The 17338-nt window shown below is 67.0% G+C and carries 15 protein-coding genes; 13 read left to right on the forward strand and 2 right to left on the reverse strand.

Annotation, left to right across the window (positions count from 1 at the left end; all coding sequences use genetic code 11):
• The first annotated feature begins 27 nt into the window (after window positions 1-27).
• From Q3866_RS05105 to Q3866_RS05160, 12 genes are all read left to right on the forward strand, one after another.
• Complete coding sequence (locus tag Q3866_RS05105; RefSeq protein ID WP_301830129.1) at window positions 28-975, forward strand: hypothetical protein; 948 nt, start codon at window positions 28-30, stop codon at window positions 973-975.
• Between the two features lie 278 nt (window positions 976-1253).
• Window positions 1254-3818, forward strand: coding sequence for a U32 family peptidase (locus Q3866_RS05110; RefSeq protein WP_301830130.1), 2565 nt, complete (start codon window positions 1254-1256; stop codon window positions 3816-3818).
• A 133-nt stretch (window positions 3819-3951) separates the two neighbouring features.
• Window positions 3952-4236, forward strand: a complete 285-nt coding sequence (locus Q3866_RS05115) for a NifU family protein (protein ID WP_293825076.1) — start codon at window positions 3952-3954, stop codon at window positions 4234-4236.
• A 32-nt stretch (window positions 4237-4268) separates the two neighbouring features.
• A complete protein-coding gene (locus tag Q3866_RS05120) occupies window positions 4269-4502 on the forward strand; it encodes a NifU family protein (protein WP_293674272.1) in 234 nt (77 codons plus the stop codon).
• Window positions 4503-5060, forward strand: a complete 558-nt coding sequence (dcd, locus tag Q3866_RS05125; RefSeq protein ID WP_293674273.1) for a dCTP deaminase — start codon at window positions 4503-4505, stop codon at window positions 5058-5060. It begins immediately after the preceding gene.
• A 109-nt stretch (window positions 5061-5169) separates the two neighbouring features.
• A complete protein-coding gene (gene lgt / locus Q3866_RS05130) occupies window positions 5170-5991 on the forward strand; it encodes a prolipoprotein diacylglyceryl transferase (protein WP_301830132.1) in 822 nt (273 codons plus the stop codon).
• Window positions 5992-6355: 364 nt separating this feature from the next.
• On the forward strand, window positions 6356-7156 hold the full coding sequence (locus tag Q3866_RS05135; RefSeq protein ID WP_293825073.1) for a YebC/PmpR family DNA-binding transcriptional regulator: 801 nt from the start codon (window positions 6356-6358) through the stop codon (window positions 7154-7156).
• Between the two features lie 120 nt (window positions 7157-7276).
• Window positions 7277-7966: a hypothetical protein gene (locus Q3866_RS05140; RefSeq protein ID WP_301830134.1), complete on the forward strand. Its 690-nt coding sequence runs from the start codon at window positions 7277-7279 to the stop codon at window positions 7964-7966.
• 3 nt (window positions 7967-7969) lie between these two features.
• Entirely contained in the window at window positions 7970-8383 is a 414-nt protein-coding gene (locus Q3866_RS05145; RefSeq protein WP_301830135.1) for a DUF2273 domain-containing protein, read from the forward strand.
• A 46-nt stretch (window positions 8384-8429) separates the two neighbouring features.
• The gene (locus Q3866_RS05150) at window positions 8430-8954 is read left to right on the forward strand and encodes an Asp23/Gls24 family envelope stress response protein (protein WP_301830137.1); all 525 of its coding nucleotides are present in this window, start codon (window positions 8430-8432) and stop codon (window positions 8952-8954) included.
• A gap of 6 nt (window positions 8955-8960) precedes the next feature.
• Complete coding sequence (locus tag Q3866_RS05155) at window positions 8961-10337, forward strand: MurT ligase domain-containing protein (protein WP_301830139.1); 1377 nt, start codon at window positions 8961-8963, stop codon at window positions 10335-10337.
• On the forward strand, window positions 10334-11077 hold the full coding sequence (locus Q3866_RS05160; RefSeq protein ID WP_301830140.1) for a type 1 glutamine amidotransferase: 744 nt from the start codon (window positions 10334-10336) through the stop codon (window positions 11075-11077). The genes Q3866_RS05155 and Q3866_RS05160 overlap by 4 nt, the downstream gene beginning before the upstream one ends.
• Before the next feature lie 1072 nt (window positions 11078-12149).
• On the opposite strand, the gene Q3866_RS05165 is transcribed toward Q3866_RS05160, so the two are convergent.
• Window positions 12150-13388 (reverse strand): amidohydrolase, encoded by a 1239-nt coding sequence (locus tag Q3866_RS05165; RefSeq protein ID WP_301830142.1) that lies wholly within the window; start codon window positions 13386-13388, stop codon window positions 12150-12152.
• Window positions 13389-13760: 372 nt separating this feature from the next.
• Here Q3866_RS05165 and aspS point away from each other — a divergent pair, with 372 nt between their 5' ends.
• Window positions 13761-15530, forward strand: a complete 1770-nt coding sequence (gene aspS / locus Q3866_RS05170) for an aspartate--tRNA ligase (protein WP_301830169.1) — start codon at window positions 13761-13763, stop codon at window positions 15528-15530.
• A 143-nt stretch (window positions 15531-15673) separates the two neighbouring features.
• Here the strand turns inward: aspS and Q3866_RS05175 are convergent, their stop codons facing one another.
• A complete protein-coding gene (locus Q3866_RS05175) occupies window positions 15674-17296 on the reverse strand; it encodes a lipopolysaccharide biosynthesis protein (RefSeq protein WP_301830143.1) in 1623 nt (540 codons plus the stop codon).
• Window positions 17297-17338 lie beyond the last annotated feature (42 nt).

The raw sequence follows: 17338 nt of genomic DNA on the forward strand, positions 1-17338 counted from the left end.
GTCGTGTCGGTGCGCTAGGCTCACCGCATGAGCATCTGCCTGTGTGACATATCGGCCCTCGAGGCCATCCGCTCGAGCGGCAAGCTGGTTGGCGAGCTGATGGACCATCCGCGCACGTCGAGCCTCGACGGCTGCCGCGCCCCCAACGCCGCCGAGCTCGACGATCTCCTCGTTGGCCTTGGCGTTCGCACCCGTCCCGTGCACGTGCTGACGCCGTGGGGGACTTCGACGCTCGCGCAGCCGGGCGTTAGACGCCATCGCCGGGATGCCCCTCTTCCGCGAGCGTCTCTTGTCAGGGCCAAGGACGACCTACTCATCTCGTCACCTGAATTGGTTGTTGCTCAGCTTGCTGCTCGCCGGGATTATGGCATCGTTGACCTTGCCCTCGTTGCCACCGAGCTTTGCGGTACGTACCTACTCGATTCCAGCAAGGACTCGTGGGAGGGCTTTACCAACATCGACAGGGCAGTTTGCTCGCGTTCACGAATCGCCAGCATGCTCGATGCGCCTGCGAGCATGCGAGGGGCGCCCAAACTGCGCCGAGCATTGACCTCTATTCTTGATGGCTCGCATTCGCCTATGGAGTCTGTGCTGACCCTTCTGCTCTGCTTGCCTCGCAGTTTGGGCGGGATTGGGCTTTCGGGGCTGGCGCTGAACTACCGCGTCGCTGTTGCCGGCTCTGAGTATTTCATTGACCTGGCAATTCCCAAGCTTAAGGTGGGGCTTGAGTACAACGGTCTTCAATACCACGCCATCGAGCAGAGCGCACGTGACGATCGCCGCCAGAATGACCTTATCGGCGTGGGTTGGACCATCATCAACGTATGGATCGATGACCTCAAGAATCCCATTCTGTTCTCGAAGCTCCTCGACTCGCTGTTTAGGGCCATGGGCCGGCGTTCGAGGCCCGGCGATGACTTCCTTAAGAGACAAGTAGAGCTCCGTAAAAAGCTCGTCCCAGGTTGTCGAGACTGAATTTGTCAGTGTAAACGGTTTCTGGTGCAGCGAGGTAAATTAGCGGATGGCCTTGAGGAGCTGAATGAGGCCATAGCCGGGTGCCCATAGGTCCAAATGGCTATTCGCGGATATCCACTAATAGCGATTCTGTCTATTGGCGACTCCGCGGCGCGCCCTAGGGTGCACCAGAAACCGGTTTCACTGACAGTTTGGCCCGCGCGAATGTTCCCAAGGCATGAAATCGGGAGATGGCGACGCCGCTGCGCTATTGTTATCGGGTTAGATTGAGCGAAAAGATGGGGGTTGCAATGACGATGGAGCTGCTGGCGCCGGCGGGTGGGCCCGAGCCGTTTCGTGCCGCGCTTGCCGCGGGTGCCGATGCCATCTACTGCGGCGTCGGCAATGACTTCAACGCGCGCAGGGGAGCCCATAACTTCACCTATGATGCCTTTGAGCAGGCCTGCCGCGCCGCGCACCTCGCCGGAACCCGCGTCTACGTGACCATCAACGTCGTGGTTCGCGACGACGAGATGGACCGTGCCCTGGCCCTCGTGCGCTCGGCCGCCATTCGCGGGGCCGATGCCTTCATCGTGCAGGACTGGGGCCTGTTCGAGGCCATCCGCCGCACCTGGCCCGAGCTCGAGCTTCACGTCTCCACGCAGGCAAACGTCCACGACGCCCGCGGCGTGCGGTGGTGCCGCGAGCGCGGCGCGCACCGCGTGACGCTGTCGCGCGAGCTGTCGCTGCCCGAGATTGCCCACATCGCAAAGGAGGGCGTCGAGCTCGAGGTCTTTGGCCATGGCGCCCTGTGCTACTGCTATTCGGGCGTCTGCCTGATGTCGAGCATGGCCGGCGGTCGCAGCGCCAACCGCGGCCTGTGCGCCCAGCCGTGCCGCCTGCTCTACCGCCTGGTCGACGAGCGCGGTCGCGACGTTGCCGCACCCGGTCGTACCCGGCCGCTGTGCCCCAAGGACGCCTGCACCGCCGCCGACGTCGCCGCGCTCATGGACGCGGGCGTCGGGTCGCTCAAGGTCGAGGGCCGCATGAAGGCCCCCGACTACGTCTGGAGCGTCGTGGGCGCCTACCGCGAGCAGATCGACTCGGTGCTCGCCGCGGGCGACGCTGCCGTGCCCGAGCTGGGCGCCACTCCGGTTAGCCCTGCGGTGGCGCATCGCCTCAAGCGCGCGTTCAACCGCGACTTCACCGATGCCTACCTGCGTGGAAGCGCGGACGACGAGTTGATGAGCTACGAGCGCTCGAACAACCGAGGTGAGCTCGCGGGCGAGGTGCTCTCGAGCTCGGGCGGCCAGGTCCAGCGCCGTGACGGCCGCGGCAACCTGCACAAGGACCCGCGCCAAGACAAGCACAGCGCCCGCTGCACCGTGACCATCCGCGTGAGCGAGCCCATTGGCGCGGGAGATCTTCTTGAGCTGCGCCCCGTTGACGACCCGGATGCCTTCCTGACCGCAACGGCGCAGGTAGACGCTGCACCTGGCGACGTCATCGAGTGTCGTGTGGCCCGCCCCATGCCCAAGGGCTGCCCGGTTCGCGTGATTCGCAGCGCCGCGGCCCATGCCGGCAGCGATGCTGCCCTCGCGCTCGAGGTTTCGCGCAAGAGGCGCGTGGGCGTGCGCGTCGTCGCGCACCTGGGCGAGCCCTTTCGCGTCGAGCTCGCCTGCGTCGACGGCCCCGCACTGGCTGACGGCTCGCTGCTCCACGCCTCTGTGGAGGGGTTCGTCGTCGAGGCTGCGCGCACCCGCCCCGTGACGGCGGAAGACCTTGCCGAGCACGTGGGCCGCATGGGCTCCACGCCCTTTGAGCCTGTATCCTTCGAGGTAGAGCTCGACGAGGGGTGTGGCATGGGCTTCTCCGCCGTCCACAAGGTGAGGGCCGCCGCCTGCGAGCGGCTTGAGCACGCGATCCTCGAGCCGTACGCCGCTCGCGCCCGTGCGCTCGCTGCTGCGCCCAAGGGTGCGAGCTCCGCCGTCGCCGCGGCAACGTTGACCGCCGCCGCTGTGCCCGCGCCCGCCGGAAACGCTGCGCCTACGCCCGCCGCCGACGTCGCTCCCGAGGTCTGCGTCCTCGCGCCCACGCCCGAGGTTGCGGCCGCTGCCGTCGCGGCTGGCGCCACGCGCGTGTATGCCCAGGTAGACGACCTCGACACGCTCGAGGGCTGGCCTACGGGCACCATCGCGATCCTCGACGAGGTCTGCCGCGAGCCCGACCACGCCCGCCTGGACGCGCGCGTCGTCGCGGGCGCGCCGGTTGCCGTGGGCAACGTCTCCGAGCTGGCCCTGGCGGCCGAGCGCGGCGCCGCGCCCGAGCTGCGCGGCTGCATCCCGGTGCACAACGAGGCGTGCCTGGCCGCCCTCGAGACAGCCGGTGCCGCGGGCGTGTGGCTGTCGCCAGAGCTCACGCTCGAGGAGATCGCGCACCTCGCGAGCTGCGCAAACGTGCCTGTTGGCCTGGTCGTGTCGGGCCGCCCGCGCGTCATGACCGCCGAGCACTGCGTGCTCAAGGTGGCAGACGCCTGCATCCACGACTGCGCCCGCTGCGGCCTGCGTGCACGGCGCCTCTCGCTGCGCGACCGCGACGGCCGCCTGCTGCCCGTGCGCACCGACCTGCACGCCCGCTCGCGCATCTACGACGCCGTGCCGCTCGACCTGACGCCGCAGGTGGGGGACCTCGTCGCCGCGGGCGTCATGCGCCTGGCCGTCGACGCGACCCTGCTCGACGAGGCCGAGGCCACCGCCGCGGTCGAGCGCCTCGTGCACGCCCTGGCCGCCGTCGCGGCCGGGCGCAAGCCCGCCGCCCGCGAGCGCCACGCATCGAGCGGCCACCTCTTCTGGGGAATCGGGTAGCATCAACCTTGTCGCGCGCGGTCACATTTGGCCGGCGGGCGACTCCGCGCACGCGCGGCAAACCAGACGCGGCCGCGTGCCGCCCGCAACGAACAAGACCAAGCGCCCGGCCATGCCGGGGAGAGGGGTACCAATGGCAGACAACGAGAACGCCCAGCAGCCGACCGAGCAGAAGGCCGCCAAGATCGACCACGTGCTGCTCGAGGAGGTGCTCGACGCCATCCGACCGAGCTTCCAGGCAGACGGCGGCGACATCGAGCTCATCGGCGTCGACGACGAGACGGGCGTCGTGACCATCGAGATGACCGGCGCCTGTGCGGCCTGCATGTTCGCCTCGTCGGACATCTCCGAGGGCATCGACACGATCATCAAGGAGCATGTCCCGGGCGTCACCGCGGTGCGTCCGGTGATGTACTAGCGCGGTCGCAAGCCGCGGAAGGGGGAGCAGCCATGGCAGTTGACGAGGAGCTTCTCAAGGTCGTGCTCGACGCCGTTCGGCCAAGCCTGCAGGCCGACGGCGGCGACTGCGAGCTGGTTGGCGTAGACGAGAAGGGCGTCGTGTCGCTCGAGCTCACGGGCGCGTGTGCCGGCTGCTCGCTGTCGGACGTCACGATCTCGCAGGGCATCGAGCGCGTGGTCAAGAAGCACGTGCCGGGCGTCACGGCCGTGCGGGCGGTGATGTAGATGGTCCTCTCCGATTGCGACATCAAGGCCGAGCTCGAAAGCGGCCGCATCGTCATCGAGCCGCTCGACCTCAGAGACGTCCAGCCCGCGTCGGTCGACGTGCGCCTGGGCTCGAGCTTCAGGGTCTTCCGCAGCACCACCCACACCTTCATCGACCCCACGACCTCCCAGCCAGACCTCACCGAGGAGGTCGAGGTGCCCGAGGGCGGCCAGTTCGTGCTGCACCCGGGCCAGTTCGTGCTGGGCACCACACTCGAGCGCATCGCCGTGCCCGACGACATCCTCGGCAAGCTCGAGGGCAAGTCGACCCTGGGCCGGCTGGGCCTCATGATTCACTCGACGGCCGGCTACGTCGACCCGGGCTGGGACGGCGAGATCACCCTCGAGCTGTCCAACGTCGCCACCCTGCCCATCGTGCTGCACCCGGGCATGCGTATTGGCCAGATGTCGTTCGAGCGCATGTCGAGCCCTGCCGAGCGCCCCTACGGCTCGGCCGGCCTCGGCAGCCACTACCAGGGCCAGCGCGGTGCCGCCGCGGCCCACACGCTCACGCACTAGCGCCGCCGCGCGCAGGAGGCGCTGCCTCGCGCAACCAATGCCGAGAAGCACCACGACCCCGCGCCCGCCCAACGGGACGCTCGCCGGGGCCGCGGTCGAAGGGATGCCCATGCTCAACGAGCTCTACCACAGCCTGAACCCCATCGCGTTTACCCTGGGACCGCTGCAGGTCCACTGGTACGCGCTGGCCTACCTCGCGGGATTTGTCCTCGCGGGTGTCGTGGTCTATCGCGTTGCCCGCCGCTGGGGACTCGACCTCACGGCCGACGACGTGGTGAACGTCATCGTGGGCATTGCCTGGGGCGTCATCATCGGTGCGCGCCTCTTCTACGTTGTCTTCTACGGCGACGGCTACTACTTCGCGCGCCCGCTCGAGGCCTTTGCCCTGAACCAGGGTGGCATGAGCTTCCATGGCGGCTTTGTTGGCGCCATCGTGGGCGGCGCGTTCGTCTGCCGCGTCATTGGCGTGTCGGCTGCGACCTTCTGTGACTTGGGCGTCATCGGCGCGCCCCTGGGACTCTTCTTTGGCCGCTGCGCCAACTTCGTGAACGGCGAGCTGTGGGGCAAGCCCACGAGCCTTCCCTGGGGCGTGGTGTTCGAGACGGGCGGCAACGTGGCGCGCCACCCCAGCCAGCTCTACGAGGCGCTTCTCGAGGGCCTCGTGATCTTCGTCGTGCTCCTCTGCCTGTCGCACAGGCGCCCGCCGCGCCCCCAGGGCACCTTCATGGGAACGTTCCTTGTGCTCTACGGTGTGTTTCGCTTCCTCATCGAGTTCGTGCGCGTGCCCGACGCCCAGCTTGGCTACCTCCTTGGCCCCATCACGATGGGCCAGCTGCTGAGCCTGCCGCTCGTGGTCGCGGGCGTCGTCGTGCTCGTGCTGGCGCACCGCTGGCAGCGCCCGCAGGTGGGCCACCTCAAGCGGGCCGCCTAGGGTTTCTTGCCGAGAAGGGCGAACACGCGGGGGCTACGCACCCCGCATGCCCCAAGCGTTCATGCCGGCTGTGTGCCCAACAACAAGTACGACCATGCCGAGAAGGGCGCCACGCGGGCGTCCTTCTCGTCTTATGTATGTCCCCGTGGTCCCTTGCGCGCGTCGGGACGTCGCGCCCCGCAGGGTTCCGCGCGTGACAAAAGGGTCTGACCCCTTTGTCGCGTCGCTTCACATGGGGAATAAAAAAGGTCTAATATAAGCAAGTTGCGCGCATGCGCCCCAAAGGCGTATATTCGCGCAGAACGGCTATGGATTTGCGCGTCGGCCACAGGGACGGACGCGCTGTGGCAAGAAGGAGACGTGCATGTCCGGACACTCCAAGTGGGCAACCACCAAGCACCGTAAGGGCGCGCAGGACGCCAAGCGCTCTGCCCTGTTCTCGAAGCTCTCTCGTAACATCACCGTCGCGGCTAAGCTCGGCGGCGACCCGCTGCCCGAGAACAACGCGTCTCTCGCCGCGGCCGTGGCCAAGGCCCGCATGTCCTCCATGCCCAAGGACCGCATCAAGGCCGCCATTGACAAGGCCTTTGGTGCCGGCGCCGACGCTGCCGTCTACTCCGAGGTCACCTACGAGGGCTACGGCCCCGCTGGCGTCGCCGTCTACGTTGACTGCCTGACCGACAACAAGAACCGCACCGCCGCCGACGTCCGCTCGGCCTTCACCCACTCCGGTGGCTCGCTGGGCACCACGGGCTCCGTGGCCTTCCAGTTCGAGCGCAAGGGTTCCATCGCCGTCGACAAGGTCATCAAGTCCGACGACAAGAAGGTCGCCGACAAGGAGAACGCCGTCGACGAGGACGAGTTCATGATGGCCGTCGCCGAGGCTGGCGGAGACGACTACGAGGACGCCGGCGAGGAGTGGGTCGTCTGGACGGCCTACGACAAGATGCAGGAGGTCCAGAAGGGTCTCGAGGCCCAGGGCATCGAGGTCAAGGGCTCCGAGCTCACCATGGTCCCCACCACCCCGACGCAGGTCTCCGCCGCTGACGCCAAGAAGGTCCAGCGCCTGGTCGACCGCCTCGAGGAGCTCGAGGACGTCCAGAACGTCTACCACACCATGGAGATGACCGACGAGGTCGTCGCCGCTCTGGAGGAGGACGAGTAGTCCAGCCAAGGTGTGTGGCTTCCCGCCGCGGGGCTTTGTGTCCGGCGTTCGGGGTATGCTAATACGTAACGCGCCCCGGTCGTGTGGCCGGGGCGCTTTTTTATAGGAAAGGGGAGGCCCATGGGCGGCTTCAGGCGCTTCATCCTGTTCGTTTTCTCGCTGGCGGGGCTGTTTGCCCTCGCCGCGCTCGCATGCCCGTGGTTTGGCCTGTTCGAGGTTGAGGTCACGGTCCTCGAGTCATACCCCGCCTACGTCACGGCGGTCGAGGTCTGCCTGGGCATGACGGCGGCCTGGCTCGCGTTCGAGCTGCTGCGCTCAATCTTCTCGCGCCGCCGCAAGGAGGCCATCTCGGTCATGGACGTCGACGGTGGCGCCATCACGGTGGCCCGCTCGGCCGTGGCGTCGCAGGCCTCGCACATCGTCGAGGAGCTGGGGCTGGGCGTGGCCAAGGACGTGAGCGTCGTGGCCAAGCATGGCACTGTTACCGTGGGGCTCAAGGTCACGCCGTACGAGTCGATCGACGTCACTGAGGAGGCGCCGGCCCTGCACGAGGCGCTTACCTGCGGCCTTTCCGCGATGGTGGGCGAGCACTTGGGCAGCGTCAACGTCGAATTCCTCGAGCCGCAGCACGCAAGCTCGCTCGTTGCCGTGGCAGACGAAGACGAGGACGGCTCGTACGAGGACGAGGGCGAGCGGGGCGCAGGCGACGCTCGCGAGCCTCTCGTCGACGTGAAGCTCGACATCCCCGCCAGCGCGGCGCAAGACGCGGGCGACATCACGATTCCCATGCACGGCGAGAAGGAGGCGTAGCGCATGTCCGAGAAGATCCAGGCCCGCATCGAGCCGGCCCAGCCAAAGCCCGCCCAGAGCGACAAGGCCGAGCAGGACGAGCGCGCGTCCCAAGCCGAGACGGGCACCAGCGCGGCTGCGGCCGCCGATAGCGCCACCGACGCGACCGGCGCCGCCCCCGAGTCCGCCGCAGCCGCCCCCGAGCCCGGCGCGTTCGCGCGCGCCTCGCAGTGGCTCGACCAGACGTTCCCGCACAGCAGAAACGCGGTTCTCGGCGGCGCCTGCGGCCTGCTAGTGGCCATCCTGCTGTTCACCATCGGCATCTTCAAGACCCTCGTCATCGCCATCCTCGTGGTGGCCGGCGTGGCCCTGGGGCAGTTCGCCGATGGCGACCCCAAGCTCGTCCGCATCGTCGAGAAGCTGATCAAGAAGCACTAGCGGCGCCATTGTCGCGTGAGGGGCATCGCCCCGGATAGGAGCCAACATGAGCACGAAGGCAAACGTCGAAGAGACCACGCTCGAGCCCGAGGTGGCCGAGCAGCCCGCAGACTCCACCGTCCTGGCAGAGAGCGAGTCCGGCGACCTCACGTTCTCCGATGCCGACGAGGACCTCGACTCCGAGGACTCGCTGACGTTCTCCAACGGCGTTATCGAGAAGATCGTCGCCATCTCCGTGCGCGACGTCCCTGGCGTGCTGGGCATGAAGGGCGGCTTCATCAACCGCGTGCAGGAGACCTTTGGCGCGGCCGACCCCACGAAGGGCGTCTCGGTCGAGGTCATGCCCGACTCCTCAGTGCGCGTCAACATCTCCGTGCTCATCGAGTACGGCGCCTACGCCCCGCAGGTGTTCGAGGACGTCAATAAGGTCGTGGTCAAGCAGGTTGCCGGCATGACGGGCCTCGAGGTGGGCGGCGTCAACCTGCGCATCGAGGACGTGCTTACGCCCGAGGAGTACGAGCGCATGCAGGGCGTGCGCGAGGACGCCGAGGCCAATCAGGAAGAGGAGTAGCGAGCCGTGGGAGCAAGGAGCCTACTGGCACGGGGGCTGGGCCGTCTCACGGCCGCCGGACTGCACCTGGCGGGCCGCTCGGCCTCCCAGTTGCCCGGCCGCGTGGCGCTGACCGTTGACCCCCATGCCATCGCGAACCTGGCGCCCAAGCTGGCGCACGGCTCGCTCGTCGTGTGCGGTACCAATGGCAAGACCACCACGAACAACGTGCTCGCGAGCGCCATCGAGGCAGGTGGTGCGCGCGTGCTGTGCAACCGCGTTGGCGCCAACATGGCGCCGGGCGTTGCTGCCGCGCTTCTGCCTGGCGGCAGCGCCGACTGGGCGGTCATGGAGGCCGACGAGCTCTCCACCATCAACATCCTGCCCGAGCTCAGGCCCCGCTACCTGCTGCTGCTTAACCTCTTCCGCGACCAACTCGACCGCGCCGGAGAGATTGACCGCGTGCAGGACGTCATCGTGAGCGCGCTGGCGGCCTCGCCCGAGACCACGCTCGTTGCCTGCGGCGACGACCCGCTGGTGATGGGTGTGGCGGCGCGTGCGCGCAAGGCGGGCACGCGCGTGCTCACCTTTGGCATTGGCGAGGACCTGCACCTGCCCGCGGACCGCGTGCCCGAGGCGCGCTTCTGCCAGGTGTGCGGCGCCGAGCTTGCCTATGACTACCGCGCCTACGCCCAGCTGGGGGCCTTCCGCTGCCCCAACGGCGACTTCTGCCGCCCCAGCCTCAACTGGCGGGCCACGGGTGTCGAGGTGGGCCGCACGGGGGTGAGCTTCACGGTTGCGGGAGACGGCCTCGAGGAGCCGGTGCGCCTCTCCGCCAGCTTTGGCGGCGTGTACATGGTCTACAACCTGCTCGCGGCCTTTGTGGGCGCGCACCTCGCGGGGGTCGACGCGGCAACGTTCCAGCACGCGCTCGACGGCTACCACCCCGAGAACGGCCGCCTGCAGTACTTCCGCGTGGACGGGCGCGAGGTGGTGCTCAACCTCGCCAAGAACCCCACGGGCTTCAACCAGAACATCTCGCTCATGCTTGCGGACGACCGCAAGAAGGCGGCGTTTTTTGTCATCAACGACAACTACAACGACGGCAAGGACATCTCCTGGATCTGGGACGTGGACTTCGAGCGCCTGGCCGTGGGCGCGCCCTGTCGCGATGGCGTGGTCGAGGCCGGTGACCTCGCTGTTGTTGCGGGCGGGCACCGTGGCGAGGACGTGTGCGTGCGCATGAAGTACGCGGGCCTCGAGGCGCCGGTGGCCCACACCGTGCGTGAGGCGCTCGACGCCGTGGCAGACCTGCCCAAGGACAGGCCGCTGTACGTGCTCACGAACTACTCGGCGCTGTGGCCGGCAAAGGCCGAGCTCGAGGGGATGGGGGAGAGACTGTGAGCGAGAAGAAGCTGACCATCGCGCACCTCTATCCCGAGCTGCTGAACCTCTACGGGGACGGTGGCAACATCCTGGTGCTGCGGAAGCGCCTCGAGTGGCGCGGCATCGAGTGCGAGGTGCGCGAGGTGCACGTGGACGACCGCCCGAGCTTTGGCGACGTTGACATCGTGTTCATTGGCGGAGGGTCCGACCGCGAGCAGCGCATCGTGTGCGAGCACCTGCTGGCCGAGCGGGCCGAGCTCACCGCCTACGTGGAGGACGGTGGCGTGCTGGGTGCCGTGTGCGGCGGCTACCAGCTGCTGGGCCATTCGTACCTCATGGGTGACGAGAAGGTCGAGGGCCTGTCGCTGGTCGATCTCTATACCGACCGCGGGACGCCTCGCCTCATTGGTAACATCGCGATTGAGAGCCGCATTTCGGTCCGTCCCATCGTGGGCTACGAGAACCATGGCGGCCGCACGCACCTGGGCAGTGGCGTGGAGCCGCTGGGCCGCGTGGTGCATGGCCATGGCAACGACGGCGAGAGTGGGTACGAGGGATGCCTCTACAAGAACGTGGTGGGCACCTACATCCACGGGCCGCTGCTGCCCAAGAACCCCGGCGTGGCCGACTACCTGATTGGCCAGGCACTCGAGCGCAGGTATGGCTCGAGCGAGCTCGCGCCCCTCGACGATGAGGCCGAGATGGCGGCAAACGATGCCATGTACCAGCGCCTCATTTCCGGCGAGGAGAAGGAGTAGCGCGGCGATTATGGCGCGCAGCAAGGGCGAGGGGCCACGTGTCTCTCGCCCTTTTTGTATGGGCGGATGTGTGGCTCGCATGCCCACCGCGGCCTTTTCACGCACGAGAGCATTGGGGTGCGCTTCTCGCGCTCGCTTCTCGTTCGCTCATCCAAATTACGCGTCTCGCGCATCGGTTCGTCCAAGCTACGCGTTTGGAAGGCTTCGGATGCGTAATTCGGACGAATGAATGGCGTAGGCGCGCCAAATGGACGAATGGGTGGCGCGCGATGCGGCCGGGCTGCTGCCGCTCGCCCGCTATTTTGCGCCGTCAACGGCGAGCACCCGCTTTTACGCGTCGCCATCAACGAGCACCCGCTATTACGTGCTGCTGCTAGCGAGAGCCCGCTATTGCGTACCACCAGCGGCGAGTACCCGCTTTTACGTGTCCGCATACATCGAGCATCCATCTTTGCGTGCCCGGAGGCCATCTAGCACGTAAAGGTGGGTGCTCGTTGTTCTGACGCGTAGATGTGGGTGCTCGATAGGGTGTGCGATGAGGTGAGCGCACAGATATGGGCGCGCGATGGGGTGGGCGCGTAGATGTGGGCGCGCGATGGGGTGGGCGAGAAGCACACTGCCGAGAAGCGCGCTGCCCCGTTCTTCTCGGCAGTGTCTGTTCATTCAAACTACGCGTCCCACGCCTTGGTTCATCCAAATTACGTGCTCAGAGGGCTCCTGGCGCGTAATTATGATGAACCGTCGTAGCGGACGCGAAATTAGGACGAGCTGGCGAGCAGCCTGTCCCTGCGTTTGACGCAAACTACCGATTCTTGTAAGCGCGCGTTTCGGTTTTTGCTGCAAAGCGCCGTTTTGTGTAAGGCGGGGAGCCTGCCGTTTGCAGCAAACTACCGAAAAGTGGAAGGTTTAGGCCCTTCTCGGAGGCCCGCGTTTTACACAAACCTGCTATTTGCTGCAAACGACAGACGCGCAACTCGGTAGTTTGCATAAAAGTGCAGCTAAATGTAGGGACTGCGGTCAACTGCGCGAGACCCGCGCCGTGACACGTACCTACTACTGCGCCCCTCTCGCCCTACTCGTTCAAAAAATCGACGGCGTACTGGGCGGCGAGCATCGAGCCGCGCACGAGGACGCTCTCGTTGGGGTCGTAGTGGCTGCTGTGCTGCGGCCACACCTTGCCGCTGGGGTCGGCCGTGCCGCTGCCCAGGAACACGAACACGCCGGGGCACCTCTGCAGGTACTCGGAGAAGTCCTCGCCGGGCATGGAACCCTGGTAGCGCGTGATGGCGTCCTCGCCCAGCACCTCGGCTGCGGCCCCCGCTGCGCGCTCGCTGGCCTCGGGCGTGTTCACCACGGTCGTGTGGGCCACCTCGTAGGTGAGTTGCGCCGTGCAGCCAAACGCGGCCGCCACGTCAGACGCCATGCGGTCCATGAGCTGGGGAATCCTCGTGTGCGCCTCCTCGTGGAAGGTGCGCACCGTGCCCTCCATCCAGGCGCTGCCGGCCATGACGTTGCGGGCCGTGCCGCCGTGGAACTGGCCCACGGTGACCACCGCCGGCTCGAACGGGCTCATGTTGCGGCTCACGATGGCCTGCAAGCTCTCGACGATCGCCGCGCCCGCGAGCACCGCGTCCGCCCCCTGGTTGGGCATGGCCCCGTGCGCCCCGCGGCCCGTCACGTCGATGCGCCACCAGTCGGTCGCGGCCATGCGCGGCCCCGCCTCGACGCTCACCTTGCCCTCCTCGACATCGCTCCAGATGTGGGTGCCATAGACCCCGTCGACACCCTCGAGCACGCCCGCCTCGATCATCGTCTTCGATCCGTTGCCGCCCTCCTCCGCAGGCTGGAACACCAGGCGCACCTCGCCCGCGAGCTCGCTACGTAGGCCCATGAGCAGGCGTGCCGCGCCCAGCAGCATCGCGATGTGGCAGTCGTGCCCGCAGGCGTGCATGAAGCCCTCGTTCTGCGAGGCAAACGGCTCGCCGGTCTGCTCGGTCACGGGAAGGGCGTCGATGTCGGCGCGCAGCATGAGGCGGCGGCGCGGATGGCCCTGCCCGTCATAGGCACCCGGCGCGGCGCCCGCGATCATGGCGACCACGCCCGTCTTCGTGGGGCGCTCGTAGGGGATGCCCAGCGCCTCGAGGTCCGCGCAGATCTGCTCGGTGGTGGCAACCTCGTGGTAGGCCACCTCAGGGTGGGCGTGATACCAGCGGCGACGGTCTATGACGTAGGCGCTCGTGGCGCCTGCCGACCGGCGAATCTCGTGCGCCGCCTGTGCCGCCAGCTTGCCGCTCTTCTCGTCCATAGCCATGTGCATCCCCTCGTCGATTCTTTCATCTCGCAGGGTAGCACGCATGGGCCTCGCGCGTTGCGTCGCTGGGACAGTAAGCCTACGGGCACTATTGTCCCAAACCGCAGGTAAAGCGGGACAGTTGGGCTACGGGCGCAAGTGTCCCAACTGCATGGGGGTAACAGGTAGGAAACGAAAAATGTCTGCCGCGTGCGCTATTATGTGACCTTGCGCGAGCGCCCACGCTGTCTACGGGGCCGTTCGCCGTCTGAAGGCTTGCCATCCGTACCGACACGGGATGGCCCAGACGAGAGGACACACATGCAAGACACCAGCACCACCCCGGCCGTCGAGGCCCAGGCGGCCGACGCGTTTGCCGCCGAGACCGAGGCCATGCACGCCCACTCCATGCACACCCGCACCGCGGGCGAGCTGCGTCGCGAGAACATCGGCGAGGAGGTCGCGCTCACCGGTTGGGTGTGGCGTCGCCGCGACCACGGCGGACTCATCTTCGTTGACCTGCGCGACCGCTCGGGCATGACCCAGTGCACCTTTGACCCGGAGCACTCCGGCGGCACCGCCTTCCACGCCGCCGAGACGATTCGCCCCGAGTGGCCCATCTGCGTTCACGGCGTCGTGCGCGGCCGTGACGAGGAGACCGTCAACCCCAAGCTCCCCACTGGCGAGATCGAGGTCCGCGTTGACACCATCGAGGTGCTCAACCGCTCCAAGACTCCGCCCTTCCAGATCGAGGACGGCATCGACACGTCCGAGGACACGCGCCTGCGCTACCGCTACCTCGACATCCGCCGTCCCGAGATGATGGCCAACCTCAAGCTCCGCTCCGACTTCACCTTCGCCATCCGCGAGGCGCTCCACAAGCGCGCCTTCATGGAGGTCGAGACGCCGAGCCTGTTCAAGTCCACGCCCGAGGGCGCCCGCGACTTCCTCGTGCCGTGCCGCATTCAGCCTGGCCACTTCTACGCCCTGCCGCAGAGCCCGCAGCTGCTCAAGCAGCTGCTCATGGTGGGCGGCGTCGAGCGCTACTACCAGGTTGCCAAGTGCTTCCGCGACGAGGACCTGCGTGCCGACCGTCAGCCCGAGTTCACCCAGGTCGATATCGAGATGTCCTTCGTGGACCAGAACGACGTCATGAGCGCGCTCGAGGAAGTTCTGTCCGATGCCTTCGGCCGCATGGGCGTCGAGATGCCCACGCCGCTGCGTCGCATGGACTACTGGGAGGCCATGGACACCTATGGCTCCGACAAGCCCGATACCCGCTATGGCATGCACCTGGTCGACCTGACCGACATCTTCGCCAACTCCAAGTTCAAGGTCTTTGCGACTGCCGCAAACGAGGAGGGCTCTGTCGTCAAGGCCATCAACGCCAAGGGCGCCGGTGCCTGGGCACGTGCCAAGATCGATAAGCTTGCCGGCGTGGCCTCCACGTTTGGCGCCAAGGGCCTGGCCTGGATCGCCTTCCGCGAGGACGGCTCCATCAACAGCCCCATCGTCAAGTTCTTCTCCGACGAGGAGATGGCGGCCCTGCGCGAGCGCGCCCAGGTCGAGCCCGGTGACCTCGTGATGTTCGCCGCCGGCCCGCGTCTCGCCTCCGACGAGATTCTCGGCGGCATGCGCACCCACATGGCCAATGCCCTCAACGTCAAGCGCGAGGGCCACGACTTCCTTTGGGTCGTCAACTTCCCGCTGTTCCACTGGGACGAGGAGCGCAAGGCCTACGCTGCCGAGCACCAGCCCTTCACGCTTCCCACCGAGTCCGACGTCGAGAAGATTCGCGAGAACCCGCTCGCTGCCGGCTCCTACACCTACGACTTCGTCATGGACGGCTACGAGGCGGGCGGCGGCGGCATGCGCATCCACGACGCCGAGATGCAGCTCTCCATGCTCGAGCTGCTGGGCTTCACGCCCGAGCGCGCCCGCGAGCAGTTTGGCTTCGTCATGGAGGCCCTCGAGTTTGGCGCGCCTCCCATGGGCGGCTTTGCCCTGGGCCTCGACCGCGTGTGCATGCTGCTCACCGGCTCCGACTCGATCCGCGAGGTCATGGCGTTCCCCAAGACCTCGAGCGGCTCCGACCTCATGAGCGACGCGCCCAGCGAGGTCTCGGCCAAGCAGCTCAAGGAGGTCAGCATCCGCCCGCTGTAAGGCGCGCGCTGCCCCGCTTGGCTCCATAGGCAAGACAACGCCCCAGTCACGGTTGCCGTGGCTGGGGCGTTTTGTGGGACAGCTGCTCAGGCAGGCATTGTCCCAGTTTGGGACAGTTGCTCAGGCAGGTATTGTCCCAGCGGCTAATCCTTGGGCGAGGGCGAGGGCGAGGGCGAGGGCGTGGCGCTGGGGCGGTCGGCGCGGGCGGGCTTGCGGTAGCTCTTGAGCGTTTCGGAGAGCTCGGCGTGGATCGAGAGGTACTCGGTCACGAGCAGCACGAGCAGGATGCACATGACGATGAGGTAGCCCAGGACGGCGCCCGGCAGGCCCGTGAAGCCGATGAGCAGCGGCGGCACGAACAGCGAGAAACCCAGCGTGAGCAGGTAGACGCGCGTCACGGCCTTCTGGCGGCGCAGCACCGTGATGATCTGGTACAGGAAGTCGATGGCCGCGCACACGCCGCCCGTGGCCACCATGACGTAGCACAGGCCGCGGAACTGCTCGAAGTCCACGCCGTACAGGAAGCTCATGATGGGGATGCCGACGGTGCCCATGAAGCCCGCGACGCCCAGCGTGAGCACCACGATGATGGCGAGCACCGCCAGCACGATGATGTCGAAGCGGCCGCGGCGCTTGGGGTCTGCCCAGATCTCTGCCAGGCGCATGAGCTGCGGCTTGTAGATGAAGCCAATCACCATGATGATGATGTGCGCGGGCGAGAACAGCGCGTTGAAGTAGAGCTGGTTGTCATAGGACAGCACACCCTCCATGGCAAACTTGGGCATGTTGTCGATGAGGTTGTAGAGGAACAGCGCCACGAACAGCGGGAAGCACTGGACGAACAGGTCCTTGACGCTGCCAAGCGACAGCTTCTTGCTCCTGGGCGTCTCGAAGAACGTGAGCGGCAGGGTGAGCAGCACGAACGACGCCGCGGCTGCCACGGCCATGGCGATGCCGGCGGCCCCCAGGCTGCGCGTGATGAGGATCACGACGCTGTAGGCCACGATGACGGCGGCCGAGCGGATGGCCTGCGAGATGCCCGCGAGGTAGAGCTTGTCCATCTGCTGCAGGCGCCCCTCGTAGACGTCTGCTAGCCCGTCGATGGCGCGGTAGACGAACATGCCCATGCACAGTGTGAACATCTGCGGGTCATAGCCGCGCAGCTGGCAGTAGAGGATGCCCACCACGAGCATCACGACGCACGTGACCACGCGGTTTGCCTGGTAGTCGGAGAACGAGTGCTTCTCGGCGAGGTCTGACACCTGGAAGGTGCGCACGCCGTAGTTGGCGATGAAGAGCAGCAGCGTGCCCGTAACGAAGGCCATCGAGAAGCGGCCGGCTGGCTCCACGCCGATGAGCTGCGTGGTGACCACCGACAGCACCGGGAAGACAACGCCCCAGGCGCCCAGGCCCACCGAGTTCCAGATGTAGTCCTGCGTGGTGTTGTGGGCGGTGTACTGCTCGGTCTGGCTCGACAGCGACCCCGAGTAGACGGCGCTGATGAGGCGGTTCCACCAGTTGCCAACGAGCATGCCCAGGCGGCTGGGCTTCTTGGGGCGACGCGGCTTGTGACCGCGTCCGTGACCCTGCTGGTCGGGCGCCTGTGTGCCGCGGCTGCCATGGGCAGGACGGCCGGCCTGGCTGGTGCGGGCGTGACGCTCGCGTCCTCTCTGCTCGGCCTCGTCTGCGGGCGCGAGCTCGCCGCGCTGGCGCATGCCGCGTGCCGGGCGCTGCTCATCGGTGTTTCTCTCGAACGGGTTTCTCATGCGGGTCCCCTCTGATTGCTTGGGATTCATTCTACCCAAGCG

It is taken from the genome of uncultured Parolsenella sp., assembly GCF_958346945.1.
Lineage (GTDB): Bacteria > Actinomycetota > Coriobacteriia > Coriobacteriales > Atopobiaceae > Parolsenella.

Bases quoted from the DNA above. Each gene is read 5' to 3' on its own strand.
- Q3866_RS05105 (WP_301830129.1), top strand. From the start codon at position 28: ATGAGCATCTGCCTGTGTGACATATCGGCCCTCGAGGCCATCCGCTCG.
- Q3866_RS05110 (WP_301830130.1), top strand. From the start codon at position 1,254: ATGGGGGTTGCAATGACGATGGAGCTGCTGGCGCCGGCGGGTGGGCCC.
- Q3866_RS05115 (WP_293825076.1), top strand. From the start codon at position 3,952: ATGGCAGACAACGAGAACGCCCAGCAGCCGACCGAGCAGAAGGCCGCC.
- Q3866_RS05120 (WP_293674272.1), top strand. From the start codon at position 4,269: ATGGCAGTTGACGAGGAGCTTCTCAAGGTCGTGCTCGACGCCGTTCGG.
- dcd (WP_293674273.1), top strand. From the start codon at position 4,503: ATGGTCCTCTCCGATTGCGACATCAAGGCCGAGCTCGAAAGCGGCCGC.
- lgt (WP_301830132.1), top strand. From the start codon at position 5,170: ATGCTCAACGAGCTCTACCACAGCCTGAACCCCATCGCGTTTACCCTG.
- Q3866_RS05135 (WP_293825073.1), top strand. From the start codon at position 6,356: ATGTCCGGACACTCCAAGTGGGCAACCACCAAGCACCGTAAGGGCGCG.
- Q3866_RS05140 (WP_301830134.1), top strand. From the start codon at position 7,277: ATGGGCGGCTTCAGGCGCTTCATCCTGTTCGTTTTCTCGCTGGCGGGG.
- Q3866_RS05145 (WP_301830135.1), top strand. From the start codon at position 7,970: ATGTCCGAGAAGATCCAGGCCCGCATCGAGCCGGCCCAGCCAAAGCCC.
- Q3866_RS05150 (WP_301830137.1), top strand. From the start codon at position 8,430: ATGAGCACGAAGGCAAACGTCGAAGAGACCACGCTCGAGCCCGAGGTG.
- Q3866_RS05165 (WP_301830142.1), bottom strand. From the start codon at position 13,388: ATGGCTATGGACGAGAAGAGCGGCAAGCTGGCGGCACAGGCGGCGCAC.
- aspS (WP_301830169.1), top strand. From the start codon at position 13,761: ATGCACGCCCACTCCATGCACACCCGCACCGCGGGCGAGCTGCGTCGC.
- Q3866_RS05175 (WP_301830143.1), bottom strand. From the start codon at position 17,296: ATGAGAAACCCGTTCGAGAGAAACACCGATGAGCAGCGCCCGGCACGC.